A 22373-nucleotide genomic window follows, 5' to 3' on the forward strand; every position below is an offset into this window, starting at 1 on the left:
ATTATTCCATCATGGCGCTGATTCAATTGAGGTTAGGAGATAGTGAAGAAATGGAGATTCCAATCGATCAACTCATGGTAATCGGATGATAATTTTTGAAATTCGGAACCGTCCAGTCTGCTTACATAGAGACTATTGATGTCGTTTTCATTGCATTTACCGTCTTTGTTGGTATCTAAATCTTGTACTTTATAAACCACGTATTGCTTCTTAATTCGTGCCGCTACCCCATTTAAATAATGCAGTCGCTCAATATGAATTGGTTTATTTGTTAGAGCAATTAAGGTGTCTTTTCCAGGAATTTGAAACTTTACATTGGTCAAATTTCCTGCAATCTCAAACTGATCAACATTGGAAATGGTGTAATTAATTCCGCTCTCGCCGCTATATTTTCCATAATTAGAACGGTCTTTCATATAGGTTAACGCGCCAACTGGAAAAAGCAAAACATCGGTTCCTTCAAATTGAATTGGTAAATCGGCAATCCTATACGAAGAAGTATCTACACTAACCTCTTTTGGTGAGGTATTGGTCGTATCATAAATCACCTTCGGCTGAGGTGCTTCTTCTTTACAACTCCATAAAAACAAAGTGCATAAACCTAATAAACTCCATTTTGTAACTTTCATAATTGAGCTTTTATAAACGAATTGATAAACGCATATTAAAAACACGGGTGGTCATATAATTTGGGATTCCGAATTGATTTTTGGTATAGGCATCCCGCACCCATGTATTGGTAATCGCGTTTTGATTGTTAAACATATTGAATATCTCAACACCCAAAGACAAATCCTTAAACTTCTTCAACCAGTGCCCATCAGGTCGTTGTCCATTTTTCTCAGTAAATACATAAAAAAAGCCAACATCAGCTCTACGATAATCCCGTAAACGGGTTTGATAGGTATAGGCATCTGCATAAGAAGGAGATCCGCCCGGCAAACCTGTATTGTAGACGATATTCATGTAAATTTTCAAATTAGGAATATTCGGCATATAGTCTTGAAATAAAATTCCAAATTTTAACCGTTGATCGGTTGGACGAGCAATATAACCTCGGTTGTTTTGGTTTTCCTCCGCTTTCATATAACCAAACGTAAACCAAGACTCTGTTCCTTTTACAAATTCTCCATGCAAACGCACATCCATACCATACGTATACGCAACAGCATCATTATTCGCACGATAGCGGATACGGACATTTTCCAAAGTATAGGTATTTACGTCTTGCATGTCTTTATAATACAATTCCGTAACCAAACGAAACGGACGTTTCCACATCGAAAATCCATAATCGTTTGCCAATACAAAATGTAGCGATTGTTGTGCTTTTACATCTGGATTTACGACTCCAAGTTGATCCCGCAATTCACGGTAAAAGGGCGGTTGGTAATAATATCCGGTAGCCAAACGAAATAGCATATCCTTGTTGTCCAACTTATACGCCAGTTGAAGTCTCGGACTAAATACGGTTTGCCTATTTGACGCTACACTGCGACCAGAAACCATCCAACTGTGCCATCGCATACCAGCATTGGCATACAAGGTTCCTTTGCGCATTCGGCGACTCGTATTCCATTGTGCAAAACCAGAAATACGGTCAATCGATATAAAGTTGGTTTCCCGCACATTTTGAAACGGCACTAATGGACCGACATACGGGTTATACGGCTGATCTACAGGTATATCAATAACCGGTGGATTGATTGAAAATCCAGCCGAATCAATAACTTCCCACTCTACAATTCGATCGCGAATGTTTTCATGGGTATATTTTAACCCCCACTCAAAACGGTGTTTGCCGGTTTGATTGTTTGACCCCTTGACCTCAGCATTAAAAATTAAAGCATCCAAATTGTTGCGCGCATGATTTAATTGCGAACCAATTGCACGGTTAAACGTCACATTTCCAAAGGTCTCTGAACCAATATTGGCATCAACTTCACCTAGAAAATAAGAAGCATCTATATCAAAATATTCTTGTTCTTGGGTATGATAAGCCGAAGCAATAAATCGATAATTGTTATTGTCGTTTGGGGTAAACGTTGACTTAAATGCGCCAAACAAGGTTTGATAACGGTCGTCTTCCTGTCCTTCATAAAACACTTGCAATGCAATGGGTTCGTCTAAAGTACCGAAATTCGTTTGTCGCGTTAACGGCTGGTAATTGTACCGATTGGAAGAAGCATTTCCTAAAAAACTAAAATTCCAAAATTCAGAAGGCGTATAATTTAGATTGAACTGCCCATCCCAAAAACGGGGACGAAAGTTGGTTTGGGTTTCCTGACTATTGACCAGCAAGGAATTATCTCGGTAGCGCAACCCACCAATAGCACTCCACATTTTATCCTTAGAAATTCCTTTAGCAGACACAGCACCTCCCAAAAAACTAGCATCCATAGAGGCACCAAATTCTTTAGGTTTTTGATAGGTAATATCCAAAACAGAGGACATTTTATCACCAAATCGGGCTTCAAAACCACCGGCATAAAAATCAATTTTCTGAATCAAATCACTATTCACAAAACTCAACCCTTCTTGTTGACCCGATCGAATTAAAAAAGGGCGGTACACTTCGATTTCGTTGACATAGACTAAATTTTCATCATAATTTCCACCACGCACCGAATATTGCGAACTCATATCACTGTTGGAGCTGGCGCCTACTATTTTTAATACATTTTCAACGCCTCCATTTAATCCAGGGATTTTACGAACAACCTCGGGTGTTACACTCAAAATTCCGCGCGCACGAGGACGAATTCCAGTAATAACAACACCTTCCAATTGTTCGTTTTCACTGTCCATAACCGGATTGAATTCGAGTACTTCCTTGGGTTTTACTTCAAATGGAGCGGTAATTTTCTTAAAGGCAACATGATTAAAAACAAGCAAAACCCTTTGATTGGCAGGTACTTCAATCACATAAAAACCGGTATTATCAGTCGTCACGGTTTTGGATTCAAAAGTGATATTTGCTCCCTCAATCGGTTGGTTCTTTTCATCCAAAACAACACCCGTAATTTTTCCAGTTTGGGCAAATAAGACGGAAGTTACAAGGGTAAACAGCAGTGTGTGATATAATTTTGATAACGTCAAAACAGTTATTTTTTCTTAGTTCGGTTAAATGATGATTCAAATATAGTTGAATTTCCGACATTGTCGATGACTTCAATTTTCAAATTATTCGTGCCATCCAATAAAAATCGGTCCTCAAACACATGAGTAATCCGATTTAGTTTGGGTTCATATTCAAACAAAACCCATTGATTATTGAGGTATCCGTTGACTTTAGCTACCCCCGATTGTTCGTCTAATAGGGTTATGTTCAAACTGTTGGAAGCGCTCCAATCTTTATTTTTAGCGGGCTTATACCACACTACTTTTGGCGGTAAAACATCCGTCGCCAGTTTAAATTTGCCCAACGTTCTAGTGCGAAGACTCAACGTAGAATCCTCACGTTTTGTTGTATTGTAAGTTAATTTAGATCCGTTAACTGTTGCAATATAGGTTTTAGAAAGCAAAGCTGTAGGAATTGAATCTGCTTGAAAGGTTACCGTAAATGGAATATGTGCTGGTACTAGATCGTGATGGAGTTGAAGTTCGCCATTTTTGACCTCAAACTGTAAATAAAAATCCTCATAAAAAGTCTGAGCTGGAAAATACACCGATACATTTTCTTTCTCCAATACCGCATCTGTAGAGCATTTTATTAAATACGGAGTTTTTACGACACCATCATCAATTTTTGCAGGTGTATTTGCATATTCAATCGGAATATCAATTCGCGTCTTGTTTCCATTAAAATCAACCACATCGATTCGAGAAATTGCAGTAAAATTGGGCGTAACTTCTATTTTACCACCCTTAGTCACATTGCGCATATTGGACCAAGCGTATGGATTATTAAAAAACAATTTTTGAAAACGTTGGTGCGATTTTTTATAGCGTTCGTAGTCAATAAAGGCATTTACATAGCGCGCCTCATCAAAAGGCATTTGGTCAAAAATCACTTCAAAAATTGGATTCCCATTATGACTTAATTGGGTAAAATACGTACCGTTATTATTAAACGAAACATCATCGCGATCATAGGCATTAATCGCAAAGCCAATAGTCCCCATGGCTTTTACTTTCTGAGCCAAATACGTACCATCTGCTTGTAAAGACAAACTCAACAAAACAGGACGTTTAGATTCATTTACAACGGAATTGGTTCCTATTGGATAAACCATTAAATTGGTAATGGTGGGTGCTTTAGTATCCTTAATTTGCAAACCAAAATACAGGGGATTGATAATTTTTTCCGTTTGCGAATCCCGAAACTCAAAATGCAAATGTGGACCATCAGAACCCCCTGTATTTCCAGAAATAGCAATACATTCCCCTTTTTCTACAGGTAATTCTCCTGGCTTAAAATAGGCCTCCACTGCAAACGATTGTTCGGCATATTGCAAAGCTTGAATTTTTGCTTCTATTGCGCCAACCGCTTTTTGCAAATGGCCATAAACGGTAGTATAACCATTAGGATGAGATATGTAGATTGCTTTCCCATAACCGTTGGTAGCAATTTTAATACGCGATACATACCCTGCTGCAGCTGCATAGACCTTGAGTCCTTCGCGTTGTTGCGTTTTAAAATCAAACCCAGCATGAAAATGATTGGGACGCAATTCGCCAAAATTTCCAGATAATTGGAGCGGAATATCAAGTGGTGCCTGAAAATAATCTTGGGGATAATTTTGACTAAAAAGCGTAGTCATTGAAAAATAAAAAATTAGTATCCAGCGCATAGAATCAACAATTTTGGCTAAGATAATAAAAGGAAATTGGAGTTAAAAACGAATGCGACTACAAATTTCCAAATTCCTGAATCGCAAAACATTACCTAAAGTGGATAAAATAAAAATTATTTTTTATAGTTTTTATTGGTTTAATAGTGGTAGAATTATAAATTTGTAAGATAAAGTAACGAAACACGTCACGTATGAGTGAAATCACAGAAATCATTGATGCGCTGGAAAAAAAAGTTCAAAAATTGTTTGCTACAATTGACGATTTAGAACATAAAAACCGCGCATTACAGCAACAGCTGCAGCTTTCTGTTGAAGAAATCCAACAACACAAAACCGCTATGGAAACAGTGATTAAAGATTTTGAAGCACTTAAAATGACCAATGCGTTACTGGGCAGTGACGAATTTAAACGAGATACCAAGCTTAAGATCAATGCACTTATTCGAGAAATCGATTATTGTATTGCCCAATTGGCTGATTAAATATGAACGATAAACTGAAAATCAAAATTTCGATTGCCGATCGTGTCTATCCGCTAACCGTGGAGATGAACCAAGAGGAAAGTTTGCGAAGCGCCGCAAAAAAAATCGATGCAATGATTAAACAGTTTGAAGAAAACTATGCCGTTCGTGATAAACAGGATGTTTTAGCGATGTGTGCCTTGCAGTTTGCTTCTCAATTGGAACAGAAAAAAACAGAAGTAGCTGTTTTAGACACCGATTCCATAGATCGTTTAGCACAATTGAATAATGCCTTGGAAAAATATCTCAATAAATCATAGAAAAAACGTTCTTAAATAAAGCACAAAAGACACTGCCTACATTAGTTCATTTTTGGTAAACTCAACACTAACAAATTAAAATGAGCAAATCGTCGCTACTATAGCATGCCCGTTCGTCGGGAAGCCAGAACAGCGAGCTAGCTCAAAACTTGTCATCACGAGTTTATACAAGCAATTAATGTGGGCTTTTTTTATATAAAACCTTTTATTAAACATGAGTATAGTAGAAATTATAATTGGCTTAGTGGTCGGACTTGCAGGGGGATTTGGTATTGCCAAAATGCTCGAGAAAAGCAATGTCTCAACCCTAATTAAAAGCGCTAAGAAAGAAGCGGCCTCAATTTTAAAAGACGCTTCACAAGAGGCAGAAAACATCAAGAAAGATAAGTTGTTACAAGCAAAAGAAAAGTTTCTTGAATTGAAAGCAGAACACGAAAAAGAAATTTTAGCCAAAGACAAACGTATGGCTGAAGTTGAAAAACGTATTCGTGATAAAGAATCGCAAGTTTCGAGTGAATTGGCAAAGACAAAAAAAGTAAACGATGACTTTGAATCAAAGGCCAAAGAGTATGAAACTAAAATTGAAATCTTGGACAAAAAGTACCAAGAAGTAGAAAAAATGCACAAGAGTCAGGTAGAGCAGTTGGAAGTTATTTCTGGCTTATCTGCCGATGAAGCCAAAGAACAATTGGTCGAAAGCCTAAAAGCAGAAGCCAAAACGAAAGCAATGGCTCATATTCAAGAAACCATTGAAGAGGCAAAATTAACGGCCCAACAAGAAGCCAAAAAAGTAATCATTAGTACTATTCAACGGGTTGGAACGGAAGAAGCGGTTGAAAACTGTGTTTCGGTTTTCAACATTGAATCGGATGATGTGAAAGGACGCATCATTGGTCGTGAGGGTAGAAATATTAGAGCATTAGAAGCTGCAACAGGCGTTGAAATTATTGTTGACGATACCCCTGAAGCCATCATTTTATCTTGCTTCGATCCTGTACGACGTGAAATTGCGCGTTTATCATTACACAAATTGGTAACCGACGGACGTATTCACCCAGCGCGTATTGAAGAAGTAGTAGCAAAAACGACCAAACAAATTGAGGATGAAATCATCGAAGTGGGTAAACGTACCGTAATCGATTTAGGAATTCATGGATTGCATCCTGAATTGATTAAAACAGTTGGCCGAATGAAATACCGTTCGTCGTATGGTCAAAACTTATTGCAACACTCGCGTGAAGTAGCAAAATTATGTGGTATCATGGCGGCTGAATTAGGACTCAACGTTAAATTGGCCAAACGCGCAGGTTTACTTCACGATATCGGTAAAGTGCCCGACGCTGAAAGTGATTTACCACACGCTTTGTTAGGGATGCAGTGGGCCGAAAAATATGGGGAAAAAGAAGAGGTTTGCAACGCTATTGGAGCGCACCACGATGAGATTGAAATGAAGTATTTAATTTCACCTATCATTCAAGTTTGTGACGCGATATCTGGAGCACGCCCTGGAGCGCGACGACAAGTTTTGGACTCGTATATCCAACGATTGAAAGATTTGGAAGCAATTGCCTTCGGGTTTAACGGCGTTAAAAATGCCTATGCTATTCAAGCCGGTCGTGAATTGCGCGTGATTGTAGAAAGTGAAAAAGTTACCGATGATATGGCAGCGAAATTGTCTTTCGAAATCTCTCATAAAATTCAAACGGAGATGACCTATCCAGGACAAGTAAAAATTACGGTAATTCGTGAAACGCGTGCAGTAAATATTGCGAAGTAACGTTTCTTTATAAACACAAAAAAGGGGACCTATTGTCCCCTTTTTTTATAACCTTAACTATCTATAGTACTGAATTTACGATGCCACGGTCAGCATTTCTTCAAAGTCTTTGGTGGTAATCGGTTTAAAATAATAATCTTTTACTTCTTCTTTGTATTCTTTAGACTTATTAATGTCGGTAGAGTCGTTGGATGAACTCACTAAGTATACCGTGATATCTTTATTCATCGTACCTTTTAGTTTGCGAAATTCATCCAAAAATTGCCATCCATCATATACCGGCATGTTGATATCGAGCAGAATTAAATCGGGCTCATTTTCGGTTTTCAACACATGCTTTAAACCGTCAATCGCTTCCAAACCGTTGAAAAAGAACTTGGTTTGTGCATTAACATTACATTTACTAAATAATTTTTTGATCACAAAGTGATACACTAAATCATCGTCTACAACAAAAATATTATTGAATTTCATTGCTAAAGTTTATTTTGAATGTTGTACCTACATTAACTTGACTTTCCACTTCGATCGTTCCTCCCATCGATTCGATCTGACTTTTGGTCATAAACAAACCAATACCACGTGCATTGGGATGCTGATGAAAAGTTTTATACATACCAAAAAGTTTTTCTCCGTGTTTATTTAAATTGATTCCGAGTCCGTTATCCTGAATCACCAACATCAATTTTCCCTTTTCTTTAACAAAGGAATACCTAATTTCTGGTGTTCTATCGGGATGGGAATACTTAATTGCGTTGGTCGTAAAGTTTAAAAACAAACTTTCCAAATACGCCGGATTAAACTGTACCGTTTCTTTTCGGTCTATCAAATTTACAATATTTACTTTATGTTCTTTAATTTCATTACTTAAAACTTCAAATGTTTGATTTAAAAATTCATTTAAATTCAAATTTTCTTTTTTATGTATGATTGTACTTTGAATATCGACAAGCTCTTTTAAGTGATCAATTGTTTCAGACAGTGCATTGGAAGTAGCTTTTAAAAATCCAAAACATTCGTCTTTTTGAGCTTGATCCTGCGTTTCATCAATGATGTTAATCAGCATTTTAAAATTCCCGGTATGTGAACGCAGATTATGCGAAACAATATGCGCAAAATTCAACAAACGGTTATTTTGTTTAGAGATGATTTCCATTTGGTGTTGCATCGCTTTCTCCTTTTCCTTTTCCTGGGTAACATCTGAATGTACTCCAATGATTCGAATAGGCGCTCCTGCTTCATCGCGCTCAATGATTTCACCTTTACTGCGAATCCACCGGTATTCCCCATCTTTTGTCAGTACGCGCTTTACGTTTTCATAATAGGGCGTGTGGCCATCAATATGCTGCTGTAACGCTTCTTGATACTGTGCAAAATCTTCGGGATGAACACGCGCATCCCATTGGGAATTGGTTTCAAAGTGATCGGTTGCATCAAACTTTAATAGCACTAATGCTTCTTTTGAAAAATATACCTTATCGGTTTTAAAATTGTAATCCCACACCCCATTGTGCGATGCTTCAAGTGCAAATTGATAACGGGCTTCCGACTCAATAATCTTGATTTCGCGTAACTTAATATCGGTAATGTCGGTTAAACTACCTATAAAAACCGAACTTCCATTTTCATCGGTGTCGATTGTAGCAACCGCTCTAAACCAAAGCAGTCCTTTATTGGCTAATACTACACGAAATTCATGATGCCAATGATCATTACAATCTTTAGCAAGAAATATAGAATTAAAAAAATCTTCGCGGTCATCGGGGTGAATCCGACTTTTAATGACTACCAACGGATTGCAATTCAATTCAAATTGATTGACTTCAAAAAATGAAATAATGCTTTTGTTCAAATAGGAGAAATAAAAATCCGTGCTTGAATTGACGGTAATCTGAAAAACTAAATCGGGAATCAAATTAAGAATACGCTTATGATAGCTGTAATTCTCCTGAAATTCAAGTGTTTTTGTGGCTAAGTTTGTTTTCATTCGTTTTTAATTTGAGGCTTGGGGCCATTTTTTTTAACGTTAGTGTTAAAATCAACGTTTCAAACCTACTAATAAAATCGATATATGGTACTCTTTTACCGATAAATTACACTTTTTTAGGTGTATTTTGCTATTTTTGTAATCTTTTTATTACATTTATTTTTGACGTGGATGAAATTCGTGCACGATTTGGGTTAGATGACGGCGATCCAAATGCACATAAACTTCGGTGGTGGTTATGGATTCATGACCAAGCATCATTTGAATTGCACGAAGATCGGCACCATTTTCGAGCAAATGGGTTGCAAATGAATGTCGGAACGTGTGGGGACTTATCGCTTTTTGTAAATTAACTTTCACGGCTAAGTCCTTAATAATAGTAAAAACCATAGCACGGGTTAATCCCTTTCCTCTACGGTTAAGAAATAAGGTGTCTTCCCATCCCTTTTGGATTGTTTGGTGAACTCTAATCGTAGAACGGTATAAATCAATGTAGTGTAACGTATACGCCGCAATGGGCACAAAACGTTGTTTATTTCCTTTACCGGTTACTTTAATAAATCCTTCATCGCTAAACAAATCGGAGATTTTTAGCGTGATTAATTCAGATACACGCAATCCACAACCATACAACACTTCTAAAAGGGCTCTATTGCGTTCGCCTTCGGGTTTTGATAAATCGATAGTAGCAATCAATTGATCGATTTCTTCTACGCTTAAGGTATCGGGTAATTTGCGTCCGATTTTTGGGGTTTCTATCAATTCCATAGGGGAATCATTGCGCATATCTTCAAAAATCAGATAGGAAAAAAACGATTTAAGTCCACTAATGATTCGGGCTTGTGAACGTGGGTTGACCTCCTTGGCCAAATGATAAATAAATTCTTGTACCTGTAGCGCTGAAATTTGAACAGGAGAGACAGATAGACCATGCTCATTTAAAAAGGCCATTAGCCGTTCTATATCAAACGTATAATTGGCAATGGTATTGGCAGATAAACCCCGCTCCAGTTTAAGATAATGCTGGTACCCTTTAAGGTATGTTGCCCAATTTGCCATGTTTAAAAATAAAAAAAAGTCGCGAGGTTATCGCGACTTTCGGATATAATTTTCTAAAATTACAAATGAATTGGGTTTTAATTAAGGTATTATAATTATTTATTTCCAACTGAATCGTAAAAAATAAAATTTATAAATAAAAAAAACACCCAATTTGCATTGGGTGTTTTCTATTTTTTAATCGTTTATTGATTAGAAGTGTAATGTCATGTTGATTGAAGAAACACCTACACCACCTAAATTGAAACCTGATGATTTTCCACCTTTAACTTCTGGCTGACCAGTTTCAGTTGTAGTTGAAGCACCATTTACATCAATGTTTAAACCATAAGTATATTGAGCACCGATAGAAATTTTAGGGAACAAAAAGTATTCTGCACCGATAAATCCTTGAGCACCAACACCAAAACCTAAACCAGATTTTACAAGTTTTTCATAACCAGTGTTAGTTGTTTTAACTGAATTAGAGTTTACACTTAAAAACACGTCAGCTCCATAGAAACCTTGTAATCGTGTAGAACCTCTTCTCCACTCTTTTCCTAAACCTACGTTTAAGTCAAAACCAGAAGTAGCAACTTTAGTACCTGCAGCATCTTCAGTAGAACCACTACCAAATGCAAGGTTAGCAATTACACGTTGAGCGCTTTTGTCAGATGTAAATCTTTTACCAACAAATGTACCAGCATTTTGATAAGTTACAGAAGGAGCAGAATTTGCTGAACTGTTGAAAGCATTACCTACATAGTTAAATAAGCCATTAGCGTTGAAACCAATTGCCCAGTCACCAGATACAGGTAAATAATTTTCACCTTTTTTAGATTTCAAATCTTGAGCATTAACAGCACCAAAAGCGAATACTGCAGCTACTGTAAGAATAATTTTTTTCATGTTCTATTTTGTTTAAAAAGTTATGGCACAAAGTTAAACTGAATAATTCCTTAAGTTATCAACCAAAAGCATATAGTTATTAACAATTTTATCAACATTGTTAACAAGTTTTAAAAACTACTATTCTTTAATTATAGTAACGATTGTGCTATTGCCTTTTTTCAATTTGGAAATTGTTTTGATCTCATTTTGCGAATCCCTCAAAATTACATCGGCTGTATTGGGTGCAGACTCCCCTTCGTTTAACGCCTCAATAGTAATATCGGTTTCTGCTTGATCCAAGGTTATTTTTACCACTTTGGGCGCAATTTTAACCGTGTAATCAGACAAAATCACTTTACCATTAATATATAGGTTAATACGATCACCGTCTTCTACCCCCGAATCTTTAATTTCTACCGTTATCGTATTGTCTTTGGTAAAGACCTTTAAATTTTGTTTTGCACGCAAGGTATTCGATGCTAAACTATCCATCATTTTTATTGGATTGTATTTTTCCTTAGTAGCCTCATCCACCCGTTTGGAGTTTTTTATCTTTTTCTCAACGCGTTTAACCGTTTGAATGATTTTCTTGGCACCAATCATTTGTATTGTTCCGTCGATACATTTGCTTTTATCGGGAAATAATCCCTGAAATTTGTCGTCGAGCTTCGGATTTTTACCCGCTAAAACCACCGAACCACTAAAATTTACATAACAAAAAGAGTTGCGCGTTATCTTTGATTTGGTATAAACAATCGTACTTTCTCTAAAAGTTAACCACTTTTTTTTCTTGTCATAGGTCCCTACAATTTTGTTTTTTGTTTCATGTTCACCCCCTAAATCGGTAATTGAAAAGCCCGAAACAACTCCTTTATTTTCTTCAAAAACAATACGATAGGAGATTATCTCCTTATCATTACCATTGAGCTTTAAGGCACCGAAAAACTCATACTGTCCATTACTTTGCGCGAATCCGTTGAAAAAAGTTAATAAGAAAACGGCGCAGAAATTTTTAAATGTCATCGAATATTCTATTTTTGCTACGAATATAAACCTTTAAATTATTAAATTATGAAAATCAGATTACTTTTAAGTCTGCTTGCGTTTTTTGCAATTTCATTGACTGCAACTTACGCTTCGTTCCCAGTTGAACAAAAAACAGAAAACACTGCAGTAGTTAAAAAGCAAAATGCTGAATTAACTTCTCCTGCAGCTGTAGGTGGTTCAAAAAGCCAAATCATTGCTGCAATCTTGTGTTTTGCAATCGGTGGTTTAGGTATCCACAGATTCTACCTTGGTTACACTTGGCAAGGTATCGTTCAACTTTTAACCGCTGGTGGTTGTGGAGTTTGGGCTTTAATCGATTTAATCCGCATCTGTACAGGTAATTTAGGACCTAAAGACGGAAGCTACGACAAAACGTTCTAATCTACGAAAGTAAATGATCAAAAAAATTAAGTTCGTAGCCAATCTCATTATCACTATCGCACCGATAGTATTGATTTTACTACCGATTAATTTTTTTGATTATGGACAGGCCGTATGCCTATCCAAGCGATTAGCCAATATGGAGTGCTATGCTTGCGGAATGACTCGTGCTACCATGTACTTTATTCATTTCGATTTTGCAAACGCCTGGTTTTACAACAAACTTTCGTTTATTGTAGTCCCCATGTTAGTCCCACTTTGGCTTAAAGCTGTTTTCGAACTTCAGGGTAAAAAATTACCCGGAATATTAGGAAAGTTAACGTAATAAAAACCGCTTCGTTTGAAGCGGTTTTTTTATTTTTACAAAAATCATTTTATGAAAATTATCATCATCAACGGACCTAACCTTAACCTTCTTGGTAAGCGTGAACCTAACGTTTATGGCAATCAGGATTTTGAATCCTATTTCCAATCGTTGCAACAACAGTTTCCGCAATTTGAATTGAGCTATTTTCAAAGCAACATTGAAGGTGAGCTAATCGATGCCCTACAAGCGCATGGTTTTTCCTATGATGGAATTATTTTAAATGCGGGTGCTTATACCCATACCTCTATTGGAATTGGTGACGCGGTAAAAGCGATAACAACACCCGTAATTGAAGTACATATCTCCAATACGTATGCCCGAGAATCGTTTCGACACCATTCCCATATTGCCCCCAATGCTGCTGGAATCGTAATCGGTTTTGGTTTGAAAAGTTATCAATTAGCATTGTATTCATTTTTAAATTAGAAACTATGAAACTTCTTTATAGCATTGTTTTAATCGGATTAGCACACCTAACATTCGGACAGATTAAAGGTAAAGTTACCGATGCCAAAGGGCACCCCATGCCGTTTGTAAACATTTACATTAAAGACACCTATACAGGAACAACAACTAATGACAATGGCAACTTTGAATTGTATCCGCGGCAGCAAGGCACCTACATCGTATTGTTTCAATTTTTAGGTTATAAAACCGAAAAACAAGTGGTCGATTATTCGGGCAAACCGGTGCAACTGGAGGTTATTTTAAGAGAAGAAAGCATTGCGTTGAATGAAGTGGTAATTGATCCAAAAATAAATCCCGCGTTGGAAATTATCAAAAAAGCGATCGCCAACCGGAAAACAAATAGTGCCAAAACCGGAAAATATACCTGTGATTTCTATTCACGTGGAATTTTTAGAGTAAAAAACCTGCCCAAATCCTTTTTAGGCCAAAAAATGGACATGCTCGATGAAGTGATCGACTCTACGCGAAGTGGTATTCTTTACCTTTCGGAAACGGTTTCTAAATTGACTTTTCAAAAACCCGATCAATTAAAAGAAGTGATTGTGGCCTCAAAAGTAAGTGGCCGCAATAATGGATTTAGTTTCAATAGTGCAGCGCAAGCAAATTTTGATTTTTATGAAAATTATATCGACCTCAACGCGCGTGCAATTTCACCGATTGCCGATAATGCTTTGAATTATTACCGCTATAAATTCGAGGGTTCGTTTGCAGATGAAAACAACCGGTTAATTAACAAAATCAAAGTAAGTCCTAAACGCAGTAGCGAACCTGCATTTGAAGGGTGCCTCTATATAGAAGATGAGAATTATGCAATTTATGCCGTCGATTTAACAATTAAAGGTTCGCAAACCCAAAATCCGGCAATAAATCTACTTACGCTCAAACAAAGTTTTAGCTACAATGCGCAAACCAAAGTGTGGAGTAAAAACACACAAACCTTAGATTTTGAAGCGGGGCTACTCGGATTCAATTTCAACGGACGCTTTACCTATGTTTATTCCAATTTTGAATTTCCACAACAATTTGCGCGCCGCACTTTTACAGCTGAAGTTCTAAAATTTGAAGATAATTCAAATAAAAAAGACGACACTTTTTGGAAATCGAATCGCCCCGTTCCGCTCACGTTAGAAGAGACCAATGATTATGTCAAAAAAGAGCGGATCCAAACGAAACGAGAATCGAAACCCTACCTCGATTCCCTTGATCAAAAACGAAATAAATTGAATATTAGCGACCTCATTATGGGGTATAGCTATTCTAACTCATTTAAAAAACGGGCATTCACCTATGAAGGCCCCGTATTTAATACCGCTTTTAATACCGTTCAAGGCTGGAAGACACAAATTGGTTTCAGCTACAATCAACGTAATGAAGATAAACGAACGTATTATCGCATTGGAACACGATTGGACTATGGATTTGATGAAAAAAAACTACGCATTTCAGGAAATTATGTGCACAAACTAGAAAATAAACACAATTCGATACTGACAGTTTTTGGTGGTTCAACGGTTAATCAATTCAATGCTTCAAATCCTATTTCAGATAATATCAATACGGTAAGTTCGCTTTTTTTCAAAAATAATTTCATGAAATTGTATGAAAAAAATAGTGCCAATTTGAGTTATAGTAGTGAAATAACGAATGGTTTCCGACTCAATGCATCCGTTGAATATGCCGAACGGAAACCCCTTTATAATAATTCGTTTCAAGCTTCTGTAAAATCGAGCGATCGCTACACTTCCAACAACCCATTACAGCCGCTGGACGAATTTACTCCGGTGTTTTCAAAATACAATTTAGTCAAAACAAACCTCAACGCGCGTTTTGATTTTGGTCAAAAATACTGGACACGACCCGATGGAAAATTCAATATTGGCAATGATGCCTATCCTACCTTAACGCTAATGTATGAGAAAGGTTGGGCTGGAAGTGAAAAAAAATACAACTATGATTTTGTAATGGTTCGTGTTAACCAAGAGTTAGCTCTGGGCAACAAAGGAAATTTGGAATACAATTGCAAAGCAGGTCAATTTTATAATGCAGCCCAAATTGCATTTCCCGATTATAAACATTTTAACGGCAATCAAACCCATATAAGCGGTGGCGGATCCTATACTTCACAGTTCAATAATTTACCCTATTACAGCGCGAGTACAAATGATGCCTTTGTAGAATTTCATATGGAACACAATGAAAAAGGATTTATCATGAATAAAATTCCGCTACTAAATAAACTCAATGCGCAATTGATTCTAGGATATCATAACTTGTCGCTTCCTAATCGCACACCCTACCATGAATTTTCAGTGGGTTTGGATAATTTAGGATTTAAAAAATTCAAAGTGCTTCGCATTGATTATGTGCGTTCCTACCAAAGCGGATTTGTGAGCGATGCCATCGTTTTTGGACTGAAATTTTTAGGAATGGTAGAATAACCCTAGAAAATATCCCATGCAAAACGCAATAAGGTTCCGATTACGACCACCAAAAACACCCGCCGAATAAATTGATTTCCATTTTTAAGGGCAATTTTGGCACCCAACCAGCCTCCTAGGGCATTGGCTACAGCCATGGGAAGCGCAATCGTGGCTATTATCTTGCCTTTACTAATAAAAAGGATAATCGAACCTAAATTGGTTGCTAGATTGACCATTTTGGCATGAGCTGATGCTTGTAAAAAATCAAAACCTAAAAGGAGAATAAAACCCAAAACCAAAAAACTACCAGTACCAGGACCAATAAATCCATCATAAAAGCCAATAACAATAGCCATCAACAAACTGTACCACATCATTGTATTTGGGGTTTGATTTTTTTGGGTCAATTGCCCGAAATCTTTCTTAAGAAATGTATAAGCTGCAATACCAACAAGTACGACCAATAATATAGGCTTCATGAATTCGTTACCGACGCGCGTAAGCAACCATGAGCCCGCAAAAGAGGCCAAAAAGGCCACAACACTCATAACCAGAAGCAATCGAAATTTTAAGGCAACCTGTTTGAGGTATTGTCGCGCGGCCATTGCTGTTCCGCAAAAGGCCGGTACTTTAAGCGTTCCGATAACCGTAGAAACCGATTCATTGGCCATGACGATCAATCCAACGGGCGTTTGAAGTAGCCCACCTCCACCCACAACGGCATCGACAAAACCTGCAGCAAAAGCGGCAAGACAAAGAATTATGAAGGTATAGATTTCCATTGATACAAAAAATTCCAAAGAAAAAAATCCAAATTCCAATACTATTAGCTGTAGTTTGGAATTTGGAATTTCAAATATTGGTATTTATTAATTTAAACTCTAACTATATTGGCGCCTAATGCTCGTAAACGCTCGTCGATGCGTTCGTAACCTCGGTCAATTTGCTCAATATTTTGAATGGTTGATGTTCCTTTTGCCGAAAGCGCAGCAATCAATAATGAGATTCCCGCACGGATATCGGGTGAAGACATGGTTGTTGCTTTTAACTGGGATTTAAAATTATGCCCCATTACCACCGCGCGGTGCGGATCACACAACATGATTTTGGCACCCATATCAATCAATTTATCAACGAAAAACAAACGACTTTCAAACATCTTCTGATGTATCAACACATCGCCATTTGCCTGTGTGGCCACCACCAATACAATACTCAATAAATCGGGGGTAAACCCAGGCCATGGTGCATCAGCAATAGTTAAAATCGAACCGTCAATATCGGTTTTAATCGTATACCCATTCTCATGAGAAGGAATATAAATATCGTCGCCTTTTTGCTCTAAAGTAATTCCCAATTTTCGGAATACCGAAGGAATCACACCTAAATTTTCCCAGCTTACATTTTTAATGGTGATTTCACTGCGGGTCATCGCTGCTAAACCAATCCAGCTCCCTATTTCAATCATATCGGGTAGAATACGGTGTTCACATCCTCCTAAACGATCAACACCTTCAATTGTAAGTAAGTTGGAACCCACACCCGTAATTTTGGCGCCCATCGAATTCAACATTTTACATAATTGCTGTAAATAGGGTTCGCAAGCAGCGTTGTAAATAGTTGTTGTCCCTTCTGCTAAAACGGCTGCCATCACAATATTGGCTGTTCCCGTAACCGAAGCCTCGTCCAACAACATATAGGCTCCTTTCAATCGTTCTTTGGTCTCTACACCATAAAAATGGTCTTCACGCTCGTATCGAAATTTTGCCCCTAAGTTGATAAAACCTTCAAAATGGGTATCTAAACGACGGCGTCCGATTTTATCTCCGCCCGGTTTTGGGATGTATCCTTTACCAAAACGAGCCAGTAGCGGACCAACAATCATAATGGAACCACGAAGTGAGCCGCCTTCTTTCTTGAAAGCTTCCGTTTCTAAATAGCCTACATTGACCTCATCGGCTTGAAAAGTAATCGAACCCGGTCCATTTTTTTGGATTTTCACCCCTAAATTTCCAAGCAAGGTGATTAATTTATTGACATCGATTATGTCTGGAATATTGTTGATGGTTACTTTTTCGGGAGTCAGTAAAACGGCACATAAAATCTGTAATGCTTCGTTTTTAGCACCTTGTGGTGTGACATCGCCTTTTAATCGGATTCCTCCTTCAATCTTGAATGTTCCCATGATATGCGTATTGGCCAAGTAATCGGCTACAAATTAATTTTTATGATTCTTTTTGATAAACTTTTTACCGTTGTTATTGTTGTTGTTTTTCTTTATAAATCCGCCTTTATGCTTTTGCATTGGTTGCTGTACTTTATTTGACAACTTTTTGTTGGTACGAATTAAATCTGTGGTTGTAGACAACTCTTCTTCGCTTTGCGAAAGATTAATACGTCCATCGGAGAGTTCATAAAGATGCTCAAAAATCACCTGATCGGTTACGGTATCTTTGTTCCAACTCAAATAGGATTTTTTCATATGGTTGGCAATTACCATAATAAGCGCACTTTTAAGTTCACCTTCTTCCCATGAATTGGCTATATTAATCATAGAAGTAATGTTGTTCCCGTAAAATCGGTATTTCGGATTCTTCTGCGGATAGGGTAACCGTTCCGGTTTTAAGTTGATTACGTCGCGCGTGGGAATGGGATACGGTGAATCTACGTCCAACTTGAAATCGGACATAATAAAAATTTGATCCCATAATTTGTGCTGAAAATCGGGAACATCGCGCAAGTGCGGATTTAGTGTTCCCATTACATTGATTGCATAGCGCGCGGCTTTATTGCGTTCTTCGCGATCGGCAATAACCACAATTTGGTCAATTAGTTTTTGCAAATGACGTCCGTATTCCGGAATGAACAAAGCGGAACGCTCGGCGTTGTATTCTAAGTATTGCACCGTGTCGTGTGCGTTTTCTTTGATATATTTTGGTACCATATTATAAAGATATAATGCCTTCTACGGATGCAAGTTCTTGATATTTCTCCACAACAGCTTCGGGAGATGCCATCATAACATTTACCGATACGCTGGTAAATTTACCGTTTTTAGATTGATGTGTAGTTATTACCGCACCCATGTTATCAAAAGCGTTTTCCACAATTACAATTTTTTGGGTATCAGTTGGAACAATAAATTTATACAAATAAACACTTGGCCAATCGGAGGTGGCATACAACTCTTCTTTTAGGCGAATGTAAAATTCTTCCGTTTTCTTATCCATCTTCATTAAATAAACGCAAATATACGGTATTTGCCTTTAGAATTGCATCGACTATTGGGTTTGTTTGAGCGAATATATCTCACTAGAGTAGCAATTCCATTTTACCGAATACAGACATGTTAAAAATCACTTTTCTCATTCAATTGAGAACAATCTGAAGCATTTTAACTTTAGAAACAATTCGGTACCTTTGCTCCTTTAAAATTGTGATGCAACCGGAACTTATTGTAATTACTGGCGGACCCGGAACTGGAAAAACAACCCTTATCAATCAATTGGTAGCCATGGGTCACTTGTGCTATCCAGAAATTTCACGTCAAATTACCCTAGAGGCGCGAGAACAAGGTATTGAACAATTGTTTTTAGAAAAACCGTTGTTGTTTAGCGAACTTCTTTTGGAAGGGCGTAAAAAACAATATCAGCAGGCGTTAACCGAGGCCAGTACTTGTATTTTTATTGACCGTGGACTACCCGATATTTTAGCGTATATGCATTATATTGGCGATTCCTATCCCTCATTTTTTGAAGAAGCTTGCTCAGCACACCGGTATACCAAAGTTTTTATTTTACCACCCTGGGAAGCGATTTACGAAAGTGATGAAGCACGGTATGAAAATTTTGAACAAGCCCAACTGATTTACAATCACTTACAAGAAACCTACGCAGCGTATGGATATGATTTAATAGAAGTACCCGTTGGTACCGTTGAAGAACGCATTAAATTCATCCTTAATCCGTCATAATTTCTGCTATCTTTGTGGTTAAGACCAAGTCTTAAACCCTATGAATACACTACATCAAGCTTTACAAAAGTATTGGAAGTATCCGGCGTTTCGCGCGCCGCAAGAAGCGCTTATTCAATCTGTTTTAGACGGTCATGACACTTTTGGTCTGATGCCAACTGGAGGCGGAAAATCCTTGTGTTATCAAATTCCAGCGGTAATAAAAGAGGGATTGGTGCTAGTCATTTCACCCTTGATTGCCTTGATGAAAGACCAGGTAAATCAATTGCAAATGCGCGATATCAAAGCGATGGAAATTACCGGAGGAATCCCTATCGATACTTTATCCAACCTATTAGACAATGCCCAATTTGGTGGATATAAACTTTTGTATTTATCCCCCGAACGGTTGCAAAACGATTGGTTTGTCGAACGGTTAAAGGCCTTACCTATTCATTTAATCGCAATAGATGAAGCACATTGTGTTTCTCAATGGGGTCACGATTTTCGTCCCGCTTATTTAAAAATTGCGGGATTAAAAACACTTTTTCCAAAAGTACCTTTTTTGGCCTTGACGGCAACCGCTACGGATCGCGTGAAGGCAGACATTATCACCCAATTACGACTTCATGAACCCAAAATCTTTACCCAATCGTTTGCGCGTGAAAACATAGCATATCAAGTATATACAGCACCCGATAAATTGCATTTTACCCAAAAAGTTTTGCAAAAATATCCAGGACCAGCGATACTCTATGTATCCAACCGAAGGGCATGTGCAGAAACAGCAAATCAACTCGAAACACTTGGAATTTCGGCTACTTTTTATCATGGAGGTTTATCTATGGTAGCAAAAGAGAAACAGATGATGGATTGGATGGAAGAAAAAAAACAAGTTATGGTGGCAACCAATGCTTTTGGAATGGGTATCGACAAAAGCAATGTGCGTGTGGTTGTGCATTTGAATCTCCCTCCAAACCTCGAAAATTATTACCAAGAAGCCGGTCGTGCTGGGAGAAATGGTGAAAAAGCATATGCCTTATTATTGGCAAACAATTCAGACAAACAGCAAGCTGAGCAACAATTTTTGACCGTTTTACCCGATAAAGACTTTTTAGTTGTGGTGTATAAAAAACTCTGTTCCGACTTGCAAATTGCTTATGGAGAGGGTTTAGACCAGTCATTTGGATTTAACTTGAATCGATTTTGCAATAAATACCAACTCCCAATAATGAAGACGTACCATGCGTTGCAGTTTTTGGATCGCCAAGGAATACTAACCTTATCCCATGAATTTTCAGAACAATTAACCTTACAATTTTGTATTCCTTCTAAAGAAGTCATTCGCTATACAAGTTTACATCCACAGGATGAATCCATTGTTGTTACGCTATTACGCACCCATCCCGGTGTGTATGATTTGATGACTCCTGTAAATTGTGCGGTGGTGGCACGAAAATCGGGTGCTACAGAAACACAGGTTTTGGCAGTATTGCACAAAATGCACAATTTGGGGATGATCACAATGAATGCAAAAACTAATGATGCACAAATTACCTTTAATGAAGTACGAGAAGACGAACGAACCATTAATCGAGTAAGTAATTATTTGACCAACCAGAACCATTTAAAAGCGACACAACTCCAAGCAGTTTTAGAATACGCCTTCGAAAACAGTGAATGCAATTCAACGTTTTTATTAAAGTATTTTGGAGAACATAGTACAGAAAACTGCGGACATTGTTCGAATTGCATTACCCGTAAAAAGTCAAAACCCATTTTAGGAGATCTACCCGAAGCGCTAATAATGGTTTTAAAAAATGCAGATTATACCTCTAGAGAATTGCAAGAATTACTTTCACAACCCAACGAGGTGCTTATCTTTGCACTCCAATCGTTATTAGAAGCCGAACGCATTCGGTTGTTACCCAATAATAAATATAGTTTACGAAACCATGAATGATTTACGCATAGTTTTTATGGGTACGCCCGAATTTGCAGTAGGCATTTTAGACACCCTTATTCAAGAAGGTTACACGGTTGTTGGTGTAATAACCGTGGCCGACAAACCTGCAGGGAGAGGACAACAGCTTCATTATTCGCCCGTAAAAAAATATGCGCTAGAAAAAGGACTCCCCTTGTTGCAACCGACCAATTTAAAAGACCCTCAGTTTATTCAAGAGCTCGCCGCTCTTGAAGCCAATGTGCAAGTGGTAGTCGCCTTTCGAATGTTGCCCGAAGTGGTTTGGCGTATGCCAAAGTGGGGAACTTTTAATTTGCATGCCTCTTTGTTGCCCAACTATCGGGGAGCCGCTCCAATTAATTGGGCCCTAATGAACGGCGAAAAAGAAACCGGTGTTACCACCTTCTTTATTGACGATCAAATTGATACCGGGGCCATGATTTTATCTAAAGCAACACCTATAAAACCGAATGAAAACGCGGGCCACTTGCACGACCGCCTCTTG

General features: G+C 37.7%; 22 protein-coding genes. 10 read left to right on the forward strand and 12 right to left on the reverse strand.

What is annotated here, in order from left to right:
- Window positions 1-32: 32 nt before the first annotated feature.
- Genes Q0039_RS05770 through Q0039_RS05780 form a run of 3 tightly spaced genes read right to left on the reverse strand, consistent with a single transcriptional unit; the run spans window position 33 to window position 4793 of the window.
- On the reverse strand, window positions 33-629 hold the full coding sequence (locus tag Q0039_RS05770) for a hypothetical protein (protein ID WP_297510478.1): 597 nt from the start codon (window positions 627-629) through the stop codon (window positions 33-35).
- A 10-nt stretch (window positions 630-639) separates the two neighbouring features.
- Entirely contained in the window at window positions 640-3099 is a 2460-nt protein-coding gene (locus Q0039_RS05775) for a carboxypeptidase-like regulatory domain-containing protein (protein ID WP_297510481.1), read from the reverse strand.
- A gap of 5 nt (window positions 3100-3104) precedes the next feature.
- On the reverse strand, window positions 3105-4793 hold the full coding sequence (locus Q0039_RS05780; RefSeq protein WP_297510484.1) for a M23 family metallopeptidase: 1689 nt from the start codon (window positions 4791-4793) through the stop codon (window positions 3105-3107).
- A 194-nt stretch (window positions 4794-4987) separates the two neighbouring features.
- On the opposite strand from Q0039_RS05780, the gene Q0039_RS05785 reads away from it, so the two are divergent.
- From Q0039_RS05785 to rny, 3 genes are all read left to right on the forward strand, one after another.
- Entirely contained in the window at window positions 4988-5278 is a 291-nt protein-coding gene (locus tag Q0039_RS05785) for a hypothetical protein (protein ID WP_297510487.1), read from the forward strand.
- 2 nt (window positions 5279-5280) lie between these two features.
- Window positions 5281-5577 (forward strand): cell division protein ZapA, encoded by a 297-nt coding sequence (locus tag Q0039_RS05790; RefSeq protein WP_297510489.1) that lies wholly within the window; start codon window positions 5281-5283, stop codon window positions 5575-5577.
- 214 nt (window positions 5578-5791) lie between these two features.
- Complete coding sequence (gene rny / locus Q0039_RS05795) at window positions 5792-7354, forward strand: ribonuclease Y (protein WP_297510492.1); 1563 nt, start codon at window positions 5792-5794, stop codon at window positions 7352-7354.
- Window positions 7355-7429: 75 nt separating this feature from the next.
- On the opposite strand, the gene Q0039_RS05800 is transcribed toward rny, so the two are convergent.
- The 5 genes from Q0039_RS05800 to Q0039_RS05820 form a co-directional block, all read right to left on the reverse strand.
- A complete protein-coding gene (locus Q0039_RS05800) occupies window positions 7430-7828 on the reverse strand; it encodes a response regulator (protein WP_297510495.1) in 399 nt (132 codons plus the stop codon).
- On the reverse strand, window positions 7815-9341 hold the full coding sequence (locus Q0039_RS05805; RefSeq protein WP_297510503.1) for a PAS domain-containing sensor histidine kinase: 1527 nt from the start codon (window positions 9339-9341) through the stop codon (window positions 7815-7817). The genes Q0039_RS05800 and Q0039_RS05805 overlap by 14 nt, the downstream gene beginning before the upstream one ends.
- Before the next feature lie 156 nt (window positions 9342-9497).
- Window positions 9498-10400 carry a site-specific tyrosine recombinase XerD gene (gene xerD, locus Q0039_RS05810; protein WP_297510506.1) on the reverse strand — a complete coding sequence of 301 codons (903 nt, stop codon included), beginning with the start codon at window positions 10398-10400 and terminating at the stop codon, window positions 9498-9500.
- Between the two features lie 192 nt (window positions 10401-10592).
- Entirely contained in the window at window positions 10593-11288 is a 696-nt protein-coding gene (locus tag Q0039_RS05815; RefSeq protein ID WP_297510509.1) for a hypothetical protein, read from the reverse strand.
- Window positions 11289-11408: 120 nt separating this feature from the next.
- The gene (locus Q0039_RS05820) at window positions 11409-12293 is read right to left on the reverse strand and encodes a hypothetical protein (RefSeq protein WP_297510512.1); all 885 of its coding nucleotides are present in this window, start codon (window positions 12291-12293) and stop codon (window positions 11409-11411) included.
- 48 nt (window positions 12294-12341) lie between these two features.
- On the opposite strand from Q0039_RS05820, the gene Q0039_RS05825 reads away from it, so the two are divergent.
- From Q0039_RS05825 to Q0039_RS05840, 4 genes are read left to right on the forward strand one after another with little or no spacing between them, the layout of a single operon-like run.
- A complete protein-coding gene (locus Q0039_RS05825; protein ID WP_297510515.1) occupies window positions 12342-12698 on the forward strand; it encodes a TM2 domain-containing protein in 357 nt (118 codons plus the stop codon).
- Window positions 12699-12711: 13 nt separating this feature from the next.
- Window positions 12712-13023: a DUF2752 domain-containing protein gene (locus Q0039_RS05830; RefSeq protein ID WP_297510518.1), complete on the forward strand. Its 312-nt coding sequence runs from the start codon at window positions 12712-12714 to the stop codon at window positions 13021-13023.
- 51 nt (window positions 13024-13074) lie between these two features.
- The gene (gene aroQ / locus Q0039_RS05835; protein ID WP_297510521.1) at window positions 13075-13491 is read left to right on the forward strand and encodes a type II 3-dehydroquinate dehydratase; all 417 of its coding nucleotides are present in this window, start codon (window positions 13075-13077) and stop codon (window positions 13489-13491) included.
- Window positions 13492-13496: 5 nt separating this feature from the next.
- Window positions 13497-15971, forward strand: a complete 2475-nt coding sequence (locus Q0039_RS05840) for a DUF5686 and carboxypeptidase regulatory-like domain-containing protein (RefSeq protein WP_297510524.1) — start codon at window positions 13497-13499, stop codon at window positions 15969-15971.
- A gap of 2 nt (window positions 15972-15973) precedes the next feature.
- Here the strand turns inward: Q0039_RS05840 and Q0039_RS05845 are convergent, their stop codons facing one another.
- The 4 genes from Q0039_RS05845 to Q0039_RS05860 all read right to left on the reverse strand — a co-directional run bounded on the left by Q0039_RS05845 (window position 15974) and on the right by Q0039_RS05860 (window position 19183).
- Window positions 15974-16735, reverse strand: a complete 762-nt coding sequence (locus Q0039_RS05845) for a TSUP family transporter (RefSeq protein WP_297510527.1) — start codon at window positions 16733-16735, stop codon at window positions 15974-15976.
- 92 nt (window positions 16736-16827) lie between these two features.
- Complete coding sequence (gene murA / locus Q0039_RS05850) at window positions 16828-18138, reverse strand: UDP-N-acetylglucosamine 1-carboxyvinyltransferase (RefSeq protein WP_297510530.1); 1311 nt, start codon at window positions 18136-18138, stop codon at window positions 16828-16830.
- A gap of 33 nt (window positions 18139-18171) precedes the next feature.
- Window positions 18172-18897 carry a DUF4290 domain-containing protein gene (locus Q0039_RS05855; protein ID WP_297510533.1) on the reverse strand — a complete coding sequence of 242 codons (726 nt, stop codon included), beginning with the start codon at window positions 18895-18897 and terminating at the stop codon, window positions 18172-18174.
- Between the two features lies 1 nt (window position 18898).
- A complete protein-coding gene (locus Q0039_RS05860) occupies window positions 18899-19183 on the reverse strand; it encodes a DUF493 family protein (protein ID WP_297510536.1) in 285 nt (94 codons plus the stop codon).
- Between the two features lie 209 nt (window positions 19184-19392).
- Here Q0039_RS05860 and Q0039_RS05865 point away from each other — a divergent pair, with 209 nt between their 5' ends.
- From Q0039_RS05865 to Q0039_RS05875, 3 genes are all read left to right on the forward strand, one after another.
- On the forward strand, window positions 19393-19926 hold the full coding sequence (locus Q0039_RS05865; RefSeq protein WP_297510539.1) for an ATP-binding protein: 534 nt from the start codon (window positions 19393-19395) through the stop codon (window positions 19924-19926).
- Between the two features lie 40 nt (window positions 19927-19966).
- Window positions 19967-21868, forward strand: a complete 1902-nt coding sequence (locus Q0039_RS05870) for a RecQ family ATP-dependent DNA helicase (protein ID WP_297510541.1) — start codon at window positions 19967-19969, stop codon at window positions 21866-21868.
- A partial coding sequence (locus Q0039_RS05875) for a methionyl-tRNA formyltransferase (protein WP_297510544.1) occupies window positions 21861-22373 on the forward strand: 513 nt, incomplete at its 3' end. The genes Q0039_RS05870 and Q0039_RS05875, both read left to right, overlap by 8 nt.

The sequence above is a fragment of the Flavobacterium sp. genome, assembly GCF_027484945.1.
In the GTDB taxonomy this organism is placed as follows: Bacteria; Bacteroidota; Bacteroidia; order Flavobacteriales; family Flavobacteriaceae; genus Flavobacterium.

What these genes read in the sequence shown, in the direction of transcription:
- Q0039_RS05770 (WP_297510478.1), bottom strand. Translation starts at nt 629, where the DNA reads ATGAAAGTTACAAAATGGAGTTTATTAGGTTTATGCACTTTGTTTTTA.
- Q0039_RS05780 (WP_297510484.1), bottom strand. Translation starts at nt 4,793, where the DNA reads ATGCGCTGGATACTAATTTTTTATTTTTCAATGACTACGCTTTTTAGT.
- Q0039_RS05785 (WP_297510487.1), top strand. Translation starts at nt 4,988, where the DNA reads ATGAGTGAAATCACAGAAATCATTGATGCGCTGGAAAAAAAAGTTCAA.
- Q0039_RS05790 (WP_297510489.1), top strand. Translation starts at nt 5,281, where the DNA reads ATGAACGATAAACTGAAAATCAAAATTTCGATTGCCGATCGTGTCTAT.
- rny (WP_297510492.1), top strand. Translation starts at nt 5,792, where the DNA reads ATGAGTATAGTAGAAATTATAATTGGCTTAGTGGTCGGACTTGCAGGG.
- Q0039_RS05800 (WP_297510495.1), bottom strand. Translation starts at nt 7,828, where the DNA reads ATGAAATTCAATAATATTTTTGTTGTAGACGATGATTTAGTGTATCAC.
- Q0039_RS05805 (WP_297510503.1), bottom strand. Translation starts at nt 9,341, where the DNA reads ATGAAAACAAACTTAGCCACAAAAACACTTGAATTTCAGGAGAATTAC.
- xerD (WP_297510506.1), bottom strand. Translation starts at nt 10,400, where the DNA reads ATGGCAAATTGGGCAACATACCTTAAAGGGTACCAGCATTATCTTAAA.
- Q0039_RS05815 (WP_297510509.1), bottom strand. Translation starts at nt 11,288, where the DNA reads ATGAAAAAAATTATTCTTACAGTAGCTGCAGTATTCGCTTTTGGTGCT.
- Q0039_RS05820 (WP_297510512.1), bottom strand. Translation starts at nt 12,293, where the DNA reads ATGACATTTAAAAATTTCTGCGCCGTTTTCTTATTAACTTTTTTCAAC.
- Q0039_RS05825 (WP_297510515.1), top strand. Translation starts at nt 12,342, where the DNA reads ATGAAAATCAGATTACTTTTAAGTCTGCTTGCGTTTTTTGCAATTTCA.
- Q0039_RS05830 (WP_297510518.1), top strand. Translation starts at nt 12,712, where the DNA reads ATGATCAAAAAAATTAAGTTCGTAGCCAATCTCATTATCACTATCGCA.
- aroQ (WP_297510521.1), top strand. Translation starts at nt 13,075, where the DNA reads ATGAAAATTATCATCATCAACGGACCTAACCTTAACCTTCTTGGTAAG.
- Q0039_RS05840 (WP_297510524.1), top strand. Translation starts at nt 13,497, where the DNA reads ATGAAACTTCTTTATAGCATTGTTTTAATCGGATTAGCACACCTAACA.
- Q0039_RS05845 (WP_297510527.1), bottom strand. Translation starts at nt 16,735, where the DNA reads ATGGAAATCTATACCTTCATAATTCTTTGTCTTGCCGCTTTTGCTGCA.
- murA (WP_297510530.1), bottom strand. Translation starts at nt 18,138, where the DNA reads ATGGGAACATTCAAGATTGAAGGAGGAATCCGATTAAAAGGCGATGTC.
- Q0039_RS05855 (WP_297510533.1), bottom strand. Translation starts at nt 18,897, where the DNA reads ATGGTACCAAAATATATCAAAGAAAACGCACACGACACGGTGCAATAC.
- Q0039_RS05860 (WP_297510536.1), bottom strand. Translation starts at nt 19,183, where the DNA reads ATGGATAAGAAAACGGAAGAATTTTACATTCGCCTAAAAGAAGAGTTG.
- Q0039_RS05865 (WP_297510539.1), top strand. Translation starts at nt 19,393, where the DNA reads ATGCAACCGGAACTTATTGTAATTACTGGCGGACCCGGAACTGGAAAA.
- Q0039_RS05870 (WP_297510541.1), top strand. Translation starts at nt 19,967, where the DNA reads ATGAATACACTACATCAAGCTTTACAAAAGTATTGGAAGTATCCGGCG.